This is a genomic window from Nonomuraea jiangxiensis, from assembly GCF_900099965.1.
Taxonomy (GTDB): Bacteria; Actinomycetota; Actinomycetes; order Streptosporangiales; family Streptosporangiaceae; genus Nonomuraea; species Nonomuraea jiangxiensis.
Map to the genome: position 1 here is coordinate 347,581 of NZ_FNDJ01000010.1, position 13,108 is coordinate 360,688.

Consider the following 13,108-nt stretch of genomic DNA (forward strand, 5'->3'; position numbering starts at 1 on the left):
TAGGTTGACCTCTTCCGTGCTCGCACATCCGGGGGTGATATCGGAGCACGTGGGCTGACCTGGCCGCATTCGATCCACCCCAACCCCGTTGCGCCGCGTTCCCGGCGGAACCGAGCGGACGAGCATGGCGTCGCCCGCCACGCCGGTGTTGCGCGCTTACATCAGGGTCTCGTGAAACATGCCCCTATGTTGCCTGCCACCTGCGGCTTTGGCGCATGGTGACCCAATGATGAGGGGGCTTTTACCGTGTCGTGCGGTTTACCGGACGCCCTCCGCGAAAGGGTGAAGTATCCGGCATGCTGACCCATCGGGAGACGCAGACGTGACGACATCTGGGGGCCCGCACGAGCCCCGTCCGGGGGAGGACCCGCGCCACCGCCGTCCAGAGGAGGACGAGTCCGGTCGGCGGGACGAGGGCGCGCTGGAGGAGGATCGCCCGCGCCGCGAGCACGAACGCGCCGGCGGCGACGCCCCGTCCGAGGAGCCGCCGGAGCGGGGGCCTGGGGAGAAGGGGCCGGATGAGGAGCCGATCGAGCCGGTGCCGCCCGTGGTGCCGCCGCCCGACGTGCCGCCGTCGCACGAGCCCCGGCCGGCCGGCGAGCCCAGCCATCCCGACCTGCCCACCTCGCCCGAGACCCCGGAGCCCGCAGGGGAGGACGCCGAGGAGACCCGGGCGTTCCCGATCCCCGGCGCCACCCCGCCGTACCCGGGCTGGGAGAACGCCCCGGCCGAGGGAGAGCGCCCGGGCAAACCGGCCCCGTCACGCTATGAGCAGGAGGACCAGCCGCCCTTCACCCCGCCCGGCGGAACGCCGCGCGACCAGGGCACGCCCGAGGGAGCGCCGCAGGGCCAGGGCACACCCGGGGAAACGCCACAGGGCCAGGGCACGCCCGGCGGCGGGCCGCCGGAACAGGGCCCGCCCGGGGGAGCGCTGCGGAAGCAGGGCGTGCCTGGGGAAGGGCCGCGTGACCAGGAGCCGACCGTCCCGGGCACCGTCCCCTCCAGCCCGTACGGCGGCCCGCCCGGCTACGGCCCGCCACCGGGCCCCCATGGCCCCTACGGACCCTACGGCCCCGCGTACCCGCCGGCGCCTCCCGGCAACGGCCTGGCCACGGCCTCGCTCGTCCTGGGTGTGGCCAGCCCCTTCCTGGTGTTCGTCTGCTTCACCGGGCTGATCACCGCCATCCTGTCGATCGTCTTCGGCTGCGTAGCGCTCGCCAAGCACGTCGGCAGGGGCCGCGCCATCGCCGGAATCGTGATCAGCGTGCTCTCGCTCGTCCTCTTCGCGATCGTGGCCATCTGGTTCTGGAACGTGGTCCAGGAATGCGGCCACCTGCCCGGCCAGCTCGCCGACCGCTGCTTCGAGAGCAAGTTCCCGTGGATGACCGCCAACGGCCGCTGAACGACGGGCGGGGGGTCTAGAGCGGCAGGTGCTCTGACAGGTCGGCCCGCGAGCCGCTCGCCGACACCCGGCCGTCGGCCATGGCCTGCGCCCAGGTCAGGCGGCCGGTGGCGAGCTCGATCCAGGTGCGTCCGTCGGTCTCGACCACGTTGGGCGGGGTGCCGCGGGTGTGGCGGGGCCCGGGCACGGCCTGGACGGCGGCGTACGGTGGCACGCGCACCTCGACGGTCCTGCCGGGCGCGGCGGCGGCCAGCCGGTCGAGCAGGTGGCGCACGGCCTGTCTGGCGGCCTCGCGTTCCGGCTGCTGCCCGCGGTCGTAGGCGGTCAGCACGGCGGCCACCAGCACGTCGGGGAGCGCGGCGGCGGGCCCGTCGTAGGGGGGCTCGTCGAGGGCGACGAGCTGGCCGTCAAGGGCGTTTCTCAGCTTTTCCTGGTCTATCTTGCGAGGCGACACTTCACCATTGTCTCGCGGGCAGCGTTCATCAAAACGGAGATCACCGTTCACCTCGGGTTTCGGCGGTGGCCGTAATGTCCCCGCGGTACAACCGTGTACACCTATGGAGGACCTGTGGCGAACCCCCCTGGGGTCCGGAAGCTGCTGCCGCTGCTTTCCACCCCGCACAAGGCAGGCCGATCCGCCTTGACCTGCCAGTACCGTTGCGGCAACGCGTGCGCCCACGAGCTGGGCAACACCTCTGACAACGCCTACTTCGGCGACGTGGTGAAGGAGGCGCTGTCCCGGCGCGGCATGCTGCGCGCCGGTGCGCTCGGCGCCCTTGTTGCGACGACGGGTGTGGCGGGGGCCGCGCCTGCGCTGGCCGGCGGGTCCGCCTCCGCCGCGGCGGGGAACGGCGCCGCGAACGGTGCCGCCGACAGTCAGCTGTCCTTCACCCCCGTGCGGCCGAACACGGATGACAAGTTGACCATCCCGGAGGGCTACAAGTCCTCTGTGGTGGTGCGCTGGGGCGACCCCGTGCTGCCCGGCGCGCCGAAGTTCGACTTCGACCACCAGACGGCCGCCGCCCAGGCCAAGCAGTTCGGCTACAACTGCGACTACGTCACGATGCTGCCCATGGGCAAGGACCGCGCCCTGCTCTGGGTGAACCACGAGTACACCGACGAGACCCTGATGTTCCGCGGTTACACCGGCGGCGCCAAGGCGACCGTGGAGCAGATCAAGATCGCGCTGGCCGCGCACGGCGGCTCGGTCGTGGAGGTCGAGCGGGTCCGCGGCACCGGCCAGTGGAAGCTGGTCACCTCGGGCCGCCGCCGCTACAACCGGCGCATCACCGCCCAGACGAAGATGAGGTTCAGCGGGCCCGCGGCCGGCAGCGACCTGCTCAAGACGGCCGCCGACCCCAAGGGCCTGGCCCCCGTCGGCATGCTCAACAACTGCTCGGGCGGCATGACCCCGTGGGGCACGGTGCTGACCGCCGAGGAGAACATCGACCAGTACTTCGTCAACGGCGACAAGGTGCCGGCGGCGCAGCGGCCGTACATCACCCGCTACACGATCACCGAGGGCGTGCCGGAGGAGAGCCGCCGGTTCGACCGCGTGGAAGAGCGCTTCGACCTGGCCAAGCACCCCCACGAGGCCAACCGGTTCGGCTGGATCGTGGAGATCGACCCGTTCGACCCCGACTCGACGCCGATCAAGCGCACCGCGCTCGGCCGGTTCAAGCACGAGGCCGCCAACACGACGCTGGCCAAGGACGGCCGCCTGGTCGTCTACATGGGTGACGACGCGCGGTTCGAGTACATCTACAAGTTCGTCTCGAAAGAGCGCTACATCCGCGGGAACGAGCGGCACAACCGCGAGCTGCTCGACGAGGGCACCCTGTACGTGGCCAAGTTCACCGGCGACAGCCCCAAGGGCGACATCGACGGTTCCGGCACGCCCCCCAAGGACGGCGAGTTCGACGGCTCCGGCCACTGGATCCCGCTGGTCTCCGGCATGAAGTCCTACGTCAAGGGCATGACCGCCGAAGAGGTCCTGGTCTACACCCGGGTGGCGGCCGACAAGGTGGGCGCGACCAAGATGGACCGCCCCGAGGACATGGAGCGCAACCCGGTCACCGGCGGCGTCTACGTGGCCCTGACCAACAACACCGACCGCACCGCGGCCCAGGCGGACGAGGCCAACCCGCGCGCCGCGAACAAGCACGGCCACGTGCTGGAGATCGTGGAGAAGCGCAACGACGCGGGCGAGCGCTCGTTCTCCTGGTCGCTGCCGCTGATCTGCGGTGACCCGGAGGACCCCGCCACCTACTTCGCCGGCTACGACAAGGACCAGGTCTCGCCGATCTCGTGCCCGGACAACGTGGCCTTCGACCGTGACGGCAACCTGTGGATCGCCACGGACGGCAACCAGCTCGGCACCCACGACGGCCTGTTCGTGATGCCGGTACGCGGCCGGGAGCGCGGTTACCTGCGGCAGTTCCTCACCGTCCCGATCGGCGCCGAGACCTGCGGCCCGATGGTCACCGAGGACCAGCGCAGCGTGTTCGTGGCGGTGCAGCACCCGGGCGAGATCGACGGCGCGAGCCCGGACAAGCCGGCCAGCCGCTGGCCCGACGGCGACCAGCCGCGCCCGGCGGTGGCGGTGGTCTGGCACGGCGAGGGCCAGAAGATCGGCTCTTGACCTCAACTTAGGTTGAGCCAATAGCCTCCATGCCATGAGCATGGAGATGACCGCCTGGCATCAGCTTTACTCGATGAACAATCAGCGTGAGCGTCGTCCTGTCACCAGGGCGACGCTCCGCCGTATCGGTGGGTTCGCCCGGCCGCACCGGGCAAGGCTGACGCTGTTCCTGGTGCTCAGCGTGGTGATGGCGGGCCTGGCGGTGGGCTCTCCGCTGCTGGCGGGCCGGGTGGTGGACGCCATCTTCAACGGCGAGCCGCTGAGCGTGGTCGTCACGGTCGCGGCGCTGATCGCGGGGCTGGCCCTGGCCGAGGCGGGGCTGGGGCTGGTCAACCGGTGGCTGTCGGCGGGGCTCGGCGAGAGCCTGATCCTCGACCTGCGTACGGCCGTCTTCGATCACGTGCAGAAGATGCCGGTCGCCTTCTTCACCAGGACCCGCACCGGCGCCCTGGTGAGCCGGCTGAACAACGACGTCATCGGGGCGCAGCGGGCCTTCACCGACACCCTGTCCGGCGTCGCGGGGAACTTCGTCACGCTCGTGCTCACGCTCATCGCGATGATCGGCATCTCCTGGCAGATCACGCTGCTCGCGCTCCTGCTCCTGCCGTTGTTCATGGTGCCCGCCCGCCGGATGGGCACCAGGATCGCCCGGCTGCGGCGCGAGGCGGCCGACCACAACGCGGCCATGGGCACGCAGATGACCGAGCGCTTCTCGGCGCCCGGCGCCACGCTGGTCAAGCTGTTCGGCCGGCCCGCGCACGAGTCGGCCGAGTTCGCGCTGCGGGCCCGGCGGGTGCGCGACATCGGGGTGCGTACCGCCATGACCCAGTCGGCCTTCGTGACCGCCCTGACGCTGGTGTCGGCGCTGGCCCTGGCCCTGGTGTACGGCCTCGGCGGCTTCTACGCCCTGCGCGACCAGCTCGCCCCCGGCGCGGTCGTGGCGATGGCCATGCTGCTCACCCGCCTGTACGCGCCCCTGACCGCGCTGGCCAGCGCCCGCGTGGACGTGATGAGCGCGATCGTCAGCTTCGAGCGCGTCTTCGAGGTGCTCGACCTCAAACCGCTCATCCAGGAGCGGCCGGACGCCCGGGAGGTCCCTGAGGGGCCGGTCGCGGTCGAGTTCGACGACGTGCGCTTCGCCTACCCCTCGGCCGACAAGGTCTCCCTCGCCTCGCTGGAGGAGGTCGCCACCCTGGACTCGCGGGGCGGCGTCGAGGTGCTGCACGGCATCTCGTTCCGGGCGGAGCCGGGCCAGATGGTGGCCCTGGTCGGCTCCTCGGGCGCGGGCAAGTCCACGATCGCGCAGCTCCTGCCCCGGCTGTACGACGTCGACGCGGGCGCGGTCCGGCTCGGCGGCGTGGACGTACGGGACCTGACCGCCGACTCGATCCGCGACACGCTCGGCATGGTCACCCAGGACGGTCACCTGTTCCACGAGACGATCCGGGCGAACCTGCTGCTGGCCAGGCCCGAGGCGACCGAGGGGGAGGTGTGGGACGCGCTCACCAGGGCCCGGCTGGCCGGCCTGGTCGAGTCGCTGCCCGACGGGCTCGACACGGTCGTGGGCGAGCGCGGCTACCGGCTGTCCGGCGGCGAGCGCCAGCGGCTGACGATCGCCCGGCTGCTGCTGGCCAGGCCCCGGGTGGTGATCCTGGACGAGGCCACGGCGGCGCTCGACTCCACCTCGGAGGCGGCCGTACAGGCGGCGCTCGGCGAGGCGCTCGCCGGCCGGACCGCCGTGGTGATCGCGCACCGGCTCTCCACGGTCCGCGCCGCCGACCTCATCCTGGTGATCGAGGACGGGCGGGTGGCCGAGCGGGGCACCCACGCCGAACTGCTGGCCGCCGGCGGCCGCTACGAGGAGCTGTACCGCACTCAGTTCGCGGAGCCCACGCTCTCCGCGCCGGAGGACGACCCGGTCGCCGCGGCGGCCCCAGCCTGAGGTGCGGCGGGGGCGGCCGTCCTCGGGCCGCGCAGCGAGTAGAGCGCGACCGGGATGGCCGCCAGCACCACGATGGCCGCGATCACCAGCGTGAACTGGTAGGCCTCCAGGAAGGCGACCAGCTGCGGCCGGTCGCCGCCCCGCTGGCCGGCACTGAGGATCGCCCCCAGCACCGTGATGCCGAGCAGCCCGAACACCTCGCGTGAGACGTTCAGGGCGCCCGAGGCCACCCCTGACCGCTCGGCGGGCATGGCGCCGACGATCGCGGCGGTCAGCGGGACCAGCAGGCCCGCGCCGAGGCCGTACAGCAGGAACCAGGGCGCCACGTCCGCGTAGCCGCCGTCGGCGCCGACGCCGGCGATCAGGTAGATCGCCGTGCCCATGAGCGCCATCCCGAGCGCCACCGTACGGCCGATGCCGAGCGCCGCGCTGATCCGCTGCGACAGGACCGCGACGACGCCCATCACCAGCGCCATCGGCACGAACGCGGAGCCCGCCTCGGTGGGGGTGAAGCCCAGCACGTTCTGCAGCCACAGGGCGCTGAAGAAGTAGATCCCGAACACGCCGAACGACCAGATCCCGCTGGTGAGCAGCCCGCCGGTGAACACCCGGGACCTGAACAGCGACATCACGATCATCGGCTCGGCGGCCCGCGACTCCACCAGCGCGAAGGCCACGGCCGCCGCCGCGAACACCGCGAACGCGGTCAGGATTTCCGGCGCGGTCCAGCCCGCGCCCTCGCCCTCGATGAGCCCGTACGTCAGGGCGAACAGGGCGAGCGCCGAGGTGGCCAGGCCGGGCAGGTCGAGGCTGTGGCGTACCCGGGTGAAGTCGGGCCGCACCGTCCGGAGGGCGAGCCCGAACGTCACCAGCCCGAGCGGCACGTTGATCAGGTAGATCCAGCCCCAGTGCAGGTTCTCGCTGATGAAGCCGCCGGTGACCGGGCCCAGCGCCATGGAGAGCGCCCCCGACATGCTCCAGATGCCCACGGCCCGGCCGCGCTCGCCGGGGTCGGGGAAGATCTGCCTGATCAGGGTGAGCGCGGTGGGCGTGAGCAGCGCCGCCCCCACGCCCTGCACGGCCCGCGCGGCGATGAGCATGGGACCGGAGGTGGCCAGCCCGGCCGCGAGGGAAGAAAGGGTGAAGACGGCCAGTCCGGTCAGGAACACCCGGCGCGTCCCGAAAACGTCCGCGAGCCGCCCGCCGACCAGCATGAGGCCCGCGAAGACCAGGATGTACGAGCTCGCGACCCACTCCAGCCCGGAGATGGTCAGTTCGAGCTCCCGCTGGATCGTCGGCAGGGCGACATTGCCCACGTTGTTGTCCAGGTAAGTCATGAAGGTGCCCAAGGACACCACGGCCAGCGCCCACCATCGCATGATCATCGCTCCCTATACGTTGTACTTGTACGTCGTATAGTTGAACTTGTACGTCGTATAGTTGTCAACCGTGATGGGAAAACTGACCGCGCTGGCCATCGCGGAGCGTGCCCTGGAGGTCGGCGACACCGAGGGCCTCGACGCCGTGACCATCCGCCGCCTGGCCACGGACCTCGGTGTCACCCCGATGGCCCTCTACTGGCACTACAAGAACAAGGACCAGCTGCTCGTCGGCATGGCCGACCACCTGATCAGCGGCTTCACGCCCAAGCCGGCCGACGAGCGCCCCTGGCAGGCGCAGCTGCGCCACCTCCTGGAGGGCCTGATCAGGACGCTGCGCACTCATCCCTGCGCGAAGCACGTGTTCGAGCAGGTCGACCCGGTGGAGGTGCCCAACTTCCTGGCCGTCTGGGAGCAGGCGCTCGGCCTGGCCCGCGCCGCCGGGTTCAGCAAGGACGAGAGCTGCCTGCTGAGCAAATATCTGCTGCAGAGCGCCATCGCCATCGCCGACGCCCCTGCGCGGACCGGCACCCACGACCCGGCCGAGATCCGGACCAAGAAGGCCGGCCTGCAGGCGCTGGCCCCCGAGACCTACCCGAACCTGGTCGAGCTGGCCGGCCCGCTGATCTGCGGGACGCCGCCCGGACTCTACGACACCTTCGGCGTCGATCTGGTGCTCTGCGGCGTAGAGGCGCTGGCGGCCAGGCGTTAAGGTGCGGACCATGTCCTTTGAGCTGATCTGCGAGATCGAACCGCCCACCAAGCCCGATCTGAAGCACGTCAGGCACCAGATCGGCACCATGAGCAAGATCGCTCACTCGTTCCTCATCCCCGACAACCACATCGGCCGCGCGACCGTGTCCAGCGTGGCCGTGGCGCACGAGGTCGAGTCGATGGGCGGGCGCGGCATCGCCTGTCTCAACTCCCGTGACCGCAACCTGCTCGGCTTCCGCCGCGACCTGCTGACGGCGGCGGCGTACGGGGTGGACCAGTTCCTGTTCGTCTACGGTGACAAGCCGACGAGCGGCAACCGTACGAGCGATCTGACCGTGCGCTCGATGATCGAGGAGGCGCGGAAGTTCTCGCCGGACTTCCGCCTCGGGGCCGCCGCGGGGCTGCGCCCGCTGCCCGCGTGGAAGCGCGCGGCCGACTTCCTGTTCGCCCAGGTCAGCTTCTCGGTGGAGGCGCAGCTCCGGTGGCGCGAGGCCAACCCGGTGGACGTGCCCGTCTACGCCGGCGTCATGGTGCTGGCCAGCGAGCGCCACGCCCGCATGCTGGCCGCCGCGATCCCGGACATCGCCCTGCCCGAGGAGCTGATCGAGAAGGTCGCCGCGGACCGGATGGCGGGGGTGGAGGCGGCCTGCGAGCAGGTGCTCGCCCTGCGCGACTCGGGCGCCTTCGCCGGCGTCCACCTCATCCCGGTCTCCCGCTACCGCGACGTCGAGTCGAGGCTGGCCACCGCTCTCCTATGAGACCTCCCCGGGGCCCGGGCCAGTGCCGCCAGCAGGGCCCCGGCGACAGCCACCGCGAACAGCACCGCGTACGTCCGCTGGAACCCCTCCATGAGCTGTCCCACGGCCACCGGCGACAGCCTGGACAGGGTGCCCGCGTAGACCTGGGCCCGCAGCGCGGGACCGACGGAGGCGGTCAGCACGCTGAGGGACAGGCCGACGCTGATCACGATGCCGACGTTCATGATCATGACCCGGAACCCGTTGACCACCCCCAGGCTCCCGCTCGGCAGCGCCCGCATGACCTGCGTGGTGTTGCCCGTCAGGAACGTCCCGCTGCCGCAGCCCGCCACGAACAGCCCGATCCCGGTCACCCAGTACGGCACCGCCGGATCGGCCGTCAGCATGAGCACGCCCAGCCCCGCCGCGCTCATCGCCGCCCCCGCGATGGACAGCCCGTACGGCGACACCCGCCGCCCCAGCAGGCCCGTGATCGGCGAGGCCAGCCCGATCCCGACGGGCACCGGCAGCACGCTCAGCCCGGCCTCGAACGGCCCGAGCCCCCTGGCCGCCTGGAAGTAGAGCGCCACCACCAGGATCAGCGCGGAACGTGCCAGCGCGTTGCAGAACGAGGCCAGGTTCGCGCAGGCGAGCAGCCGCCCCCCGAACAGCCGCAGGTCCAGCACCGGATTGGGCGAACGCCGCGCGGCCAGGACGATCAGCGGCACCAGCGCCACGAACACGGCCGCCCCCGCCAGGACCACCGGACTGGACAACCCGCTGGAGCCCGCCTCCGACAGCGCCAGCAGCGCCGCCGACAGAGCGGCGAACAGCAGCACGTTCCCGAGCGCGTCCACCGGCTCCCGCGGCCGCCTGGGCATCCTGCGTAAGATCGCCGCCCCCACGCCGAACGCGATCAGCCCGGCGGGCACGTTCACCCAGAAGATCCACTGCCAGCCGGCGGCCTCGGCGATCAGGCCGCCGAGCGTGGGCCCGGCCAGTTGCGCCACCGACAGGGTGCCGATGTAGACGCCCATGCCCTGGCTGAGCCGGTCCGGCGGGAACGCGTCGGTGATGATCACCGTGCCGTTCGCGAGGATCATCGCCGCGCCGACCGCCTGCAGCACCCGCATCGCGATCAGGAACCACACCGACGGCGACAGCCCGGCCAGCAGCGAGGCCACGGTGAACAGCGCGAACCCCGCCAGATACACCTCGCGCCTGCCCAGCAGGTCGGCCACCCGGCCGAAGAGCACCAGGCTCGCCGTGTTGACCAGCAGGAACGACAGCAGGATCCAGCCCGACTCCATCGGGCCGGCGTGGAACTGCCGGACCACGGTGGGCAGGGCGACGTTCAGCGTGCTGCCGGCGATGCCGATGAGGACGAGCCCCAAACTGGTGACCCAGCACACACGCCAGGCGTAACGCAGTCGGCTGTCGTCCTGGGGGGTGACCGCGACCATGCCCTCCACTATGACGTACGACGTACGTCCGATTTATCCCCGGGGGCCCGGCAGTCACCTGGCGCGCTTGCGCAACCCCTCGATGTCGTGGATCACCACGCGCCGCCGGCCGGTCTCGATCAGCCCGCGGTCGCGCAACGTCCGCAGCGCCTTGCTCACGGCCTCGCGGGAGGAGCCCGTCCAGCCCGCCAGCTCGTCCTGTGACAGCGGCAGAGCCACCCGTACCCCGCTGTTGGTCATCTCCCCGTAGCGGTCGGCCAGCTCCAGCAGGCGCGTGGCCACCCGGCCCGTGGTGTCGAAGGCGCCGTACTCGATCCGCTTGCGGTCGGCGTCGCGGACCTTTCCGGTGATCAGCTTCATCAGCAGGACGGCGACTCTCCCATGGCGCTCCAGGAAGGCGGGGAAGTCGCGTACGACGATGCCCGAGATCGGCTCCAGGGCGGTCACCGTGGCCGAGCGGGGAGAGCCGTCGATGGCGGAGAACTCGCCGAGCAGCCCGCCTGCCCCGCGTACGGCCAGCACCACCTCGGTGCCGCTGCTCGTGTGCGAGGAGACCTTGACCCGGCCCTCTGTCAGCACGAGCACCCAGTCGGACGTGTCGCCCTCGGTCATCACGACCGTGCCACGATCCCACCTCCGGGGTCGCCCGGCCCCGCGCAGGGCCTCGACCTCCTCTTTCGTGAGCATGGTCAGGAACTCGCCGGGCTCAACATCCATGCGCCTGATTATGTCGGTACATGCACCGACCTTCTATGGCAAGTCTGTCAAAACATAGGCCGCGACAAGCTCTTCTTTACCTTTGAGGCTGAGCGGGCCCAGGGGTTCGACCTTCGCGCCGGGGCCCAGTTGCCGGTACGTCGTCTCGCCGATGACCACCGTGCCCGGCACGGCGATGCCCTCCAGCCTGGCGGCCACGTTCACGCAGTCGCCCATCGCGTTGAAGCCGCGCAGCTCCGGGCTGCCGATGTTGCCGACCAGCGCGGGGCCGGTGTTGATGCCCACCCGGAACGTCGGCCACTGGACCTGGTCCACCCGCTTCCAGGCCATCTCCTCGGCCACCTCGGCGGCGGCCCGCTGCATGGCGAGCGCGGCCCTGCAGGCGGCCCGCGCGTGCCCGTCCTGCCTGGCGGGGGCGTTGAACAGGGCCAGCAGCGCGTCGCCGACGAACTGGACGATCGTGCCGCCGTTCTCCAGGATGCAGGGGACGGCGGCCGTGTGATAGCGGTTGAGCATCTCGACGATCTCGCCGGGCGTGACCTGCTCCGAGAACGTCGTGAAGCCCTTGAGGTCGGCGAAGAGCGCGGTCAGCTCCTTCAGCTCGCCGCCCAGCGCCGCCTGCCCGGGGTCTGCCAGCAGGGCGTGCGCCACGTCGGGCGACATGTACTGGTGGAACAGCGTGTGGAGCTCCTGGTAGAGGCGGGCGTTCTCCAGCGAGATGGACAGCTGCCCGGCCAGCGTCGCGGCCAGCGCCTCGTCCTGCCGGGTGTGGCCGACGGGCACCTCCAGCACGCCCGCGAGCTTGCCCTTGACGGTCAGCGGGAAGGCGAGCAGGTTGTCGCGCTTGACCGGGTTGTTGTCGGCGAACTGGTAGTCGCGCGAGCCGATTTGCGTCCTGCCCTCGGCCACCAGGGCGATCTTGACGTCGCCGTAGGCCTGCCGGACCCGTTCGAGCGAGCTGGTCAGCAGCTCGTCCTCGGGCAGCCCGATCCGGGTCTGGGCGCTCACCGCCACCAAGGCGGACAGCCGCTGCGACAGCTCCCGCTCGTTGGCCAGTGCCTCGCCCGCCCGGTCGAGCACCGCCGCCTGGCCCTCGTTGAGCCGGAACTTGCCCGACAGCCGGGTCGCGGCCAGCGGCTCGCCCCGCCGTACGTGCTCGACGACCTCCTCCAGCGCCCGGTCGTAGTCCTGCTGGATCCTCGCCACGGTCGCCGACAGCGCCACCGAGTCGAACAGACCCGCGCTCGACCCCTCCCGCCGGAACTGCAGGTAGGCGCTGTAGGCCACGAACACGAAGGCCAGGGTGAGCAGCAGGTGCCACTCCCACCAGGACAGGTGCCAGTTGAGCTGGGACATTCCGGCGATCATGGCCTCGGCCAGCAGGGCGTAGGCGGTGATCAGGCTGATCAGCATGGCCGAGGGCCGGCGCTTGTGCAGCCGGAACATCATCACGCTGCCCACCCCGTACAGCACCAGGCCGGGGATGGAGGCGATGACCAGCCAGTCGACCGGCGAGATCATCGGCGGCTCACTGAGCGGGGTCAGGCCGGGGACCAGCGACGCGACGCCCCAGATCAGCATGAAGCCGAGGAGCGCCGAGCGGACGACGTACTGGGACGCAAGGACGGTCGCGGCCGCGCGCTCGCCCAGCGGCAGCGCGGAGGTGAGCGCGAACACGCTCGCGATCGTGAGCCCCACCTGCTGGCCCAGGTCGAAGCCGAGCGACCCGGTCGGCAGGATGATCTGCGGGGTGGCCAGTCCGTGCAGGAAGAAGAATCCCGCGCTGCTCAGGAAGACCATGGACACGAGGAACAATCGCGCGTCCTGGCGCCGTCGCGACGCCTCGCTGATCAGCAGGCCGAGCACCACGTTGATCCCGGCCACCGTGATGATCATCGCGAAGTGGCCGACGTTGTGCTGCCAGACGAGGTTGATGTCCGGCTGGGCCAGCAGCAGCCAGAGCCCGAGCAGCGGCAGGACCAGATGAATGGCCCAGACCACGCCGCGTACGGGCTGAGTCGCCGGAGGAAGATATGGGGCAGGGGTTGACACAGACCGATTATCCACTTGCGATCGCCATCACCAATGCGTCGTTTTACTCATCCAGATCACC

10 protein-coding genes are annotated in these 13,108 nt (G+C 71.0%); 5 read left to right on the plus strand and 5 right to left on the minus strand.

Annotated features, from left to right (window positions below; genetic code table 11):
- Positions 1 to 322: 322 nt before the first annotated feature.
- The gene (locus BLS95_RS23560; RefSeq protein WP_090934879.1) at positions 323 to 1,402 is read left to right on the plus strand and encodes a hypothetical protein; all 1,080 of its coding nucleotides are present in this window, start codon (positions 323 to 325) and stop codon (positions 1,400 to 1,402) included.
- 16 nt (positions 1,403 to 1,418) lie between these two features.
- Here the strand turns inward: BLS95_RS23560 and BLS95_RS23565 are convergent, their stop codons facing one another.
- Positions 1,419 to 1,856: a sterol carrier family protein gene (locus BLS95_RS23565; RefSeq protein ID WP_090934882.1), complete on the minus strand. Its 438-nt coding sequence runs from the start codon at positions 1,854 to 1,856 to the stop codon at positions 1,419 to 1,421.
- A 114-nt stretch (positions 1,857 to 1,970) separates the two neighbouring features.
- Between BLS95_RS23565 and BLS95_RS23570 the strand changes: the two genes are divergently transcribed.
- The gene (locus BLS95_RS23570; RefSeq protein WP_090934885.1) at positions 1,971 to 4,043 is read left to right on the plus strand and encodes a PhoX family protein; all 2,073 of its coding nucleotides are present in this window, start codon (positions 1,971 to 1,973) and stop codon (positions 4,041 to 4,043) included.
- A 34-nt stretch (positions 4,044 to 4,077) separates the two neighbouring features.
- The gene (locus BLS95_RS23575; RefSeq protein WP_090934887.1) at positions 4,078 to 5,985 is read left to right on the plus strand and encodes an ABC transporter ATP-binding protein; all 1,908 of its coding nucleotides are present in this window, start codon (positions 4,078 to 4,080) and stop codon (positions 5,983 to 5,985) included.
- On the opposite strand, the gene BLS95_RS23580 is transcribed toward BLS95_RS23575, so the two are convergent.
- On the minus strand, positions 5,919 to 7,370 hold the full coding sequence (locus BLS95_RS23580; RefSeq protein WP_090934890.1) for a DHA2 family efflux MFS transporter permease subunit: 1,452 nt from the start codon (positions 7,368 to 7,370) through the stop codon (positions 5,919 to 5,921). The two genes, BLS95_RS23575 and BLS95_RS23580, sit on opposite strands and share 67 nt — an antisense overlap.
- A 67-nt stretch (positions 7,371 to 7,437) precedes the next feature.
- Here BLS95_RS23580 and BLS95_RS23585 point away from each other — a divergent pair, with 67 nt between their 5' ends.
- Both BLS95_RS23585 and BLS95_RS23590 read left to right on the plus strand, forming a co-directional pair.
- Positions 7,438 to 8,076 carry a TetR/AcrR family transcriptional regulator gene (locus BLS95_RS23585; RefSeq protein WP_090934892.1) on the plus strand — a complete coding sequence of 213 codons (639 nt, stop codon included), beginning with the start codon at positions 7,438 to 7,440 and terminating at the stop codon, positions 8,074 to 8,076.
- 10 nt (positions 8,077 to 8,086) lie between these two features.
- The gene (locus tag BLS95_RS23590; protein ID WP_090935091.1) at positions 8,087 to 8,836 is read left to right on the plus strand and encodes a methylenetetrahydrofolate reductase; all 750 of its coding nucleotides are present in this window, start codon (positions 8,087 to 8,089) and stop codon (positions 8,834 to 8,836) included.
- Here the strand turns inward: BLS95_RS23590 and BLS95_RS23595 are convergent.
- The 3 genes from BLS95_RS23595 to BLS95_RS23605 are packed head-to-tail and all read right to left on the minus strand — an operon-like array spanning position 8,794 to position 12,996.
- Positions 8,794 to 10,278, minus strand: a complete 1,485-nt coding sequence (locus BLS95_RS23595) for an MFS transporter (RefSeq protein ID WP_090935093.1) — start codon at positions 10,276 to 10,278, stop codon at positions 8,794 to 8,796. The genes BLS95_RS23590 and BLS95_RS23595 overlap by 43 nt on opposite strands.
- Positions 10,279 to 10,332: 54 nt before the next feature.
- On the minus strand, positions 10,333 to 10,995 hold the full coding sequence (locus BLS95_RS23600; protein ID WP_090934895.1) for a Crp/Fnr family transcriptional regulator: 663 nt from the start codon (positions 10,993 to 10,995) through the stop codon (positions 10,333 to 10,335).
- A 33-nt stretch (positions 10,996 to 11,028) separates the two neighbouring features.
- Positions 11,029 to 12,996, minus strand: coding sequence for an adenylate/guanylate cyclase domain-containing protein (locus tag BLS95_RS23605; RefSeq protein ID WP_245765224.1), 1,968 nt, complete (start codon positions 12,994 to 12,996; stop codon positions 11,029 to 11,031).
- Positions 12,997 to 13,108: the final 112 nt, after the last annotated feature.

Coding starts and splice junctions, on each gene's coding strand:
- BLS95_RS23585 (WP_090934892.1), top strand. CDS start 7,438: ATGGGAAAACTGACCGCGCTGGCCATCGCGGAGCGTGCCCTGGAGGTC.
- BLS95_RS23600 (WP_090934895.1), bottom strand. CDS start 10,995: ATGGATGTTGAGCCCGGCGAGTTCCTGACCATGCTCACGAAAGAGGAG.
- BLS95_RS23575 (WP_090934887.1), top strand. CDS start 4,078: ATGAGCATGGAGATGACCGCCTGGCATCAGCTTTACTCGATGAACAAT.
- BLS95_RS23580 (WP_090934890.1), bottom strand. CDS start 7,370: ATGATCATGCGATGGTGGGCGCTGGCCGTGGTGTCCTTGGGCACCTTC.
- BLS95_RS23595 (WP_090935093.1), bottom strand. CDS start 10,278: ATGGTCGCGGTCACCCCCCAGGACGACAGCCGACTGCGTTACGCCTGG.
- BLS95_RS23590 (WP_090935091.1), top strand. CDS start 8,087: ATGTCCTTTGAGCTGATCTGCGAGATCGAACCGCCCACCAAGCCCGAT.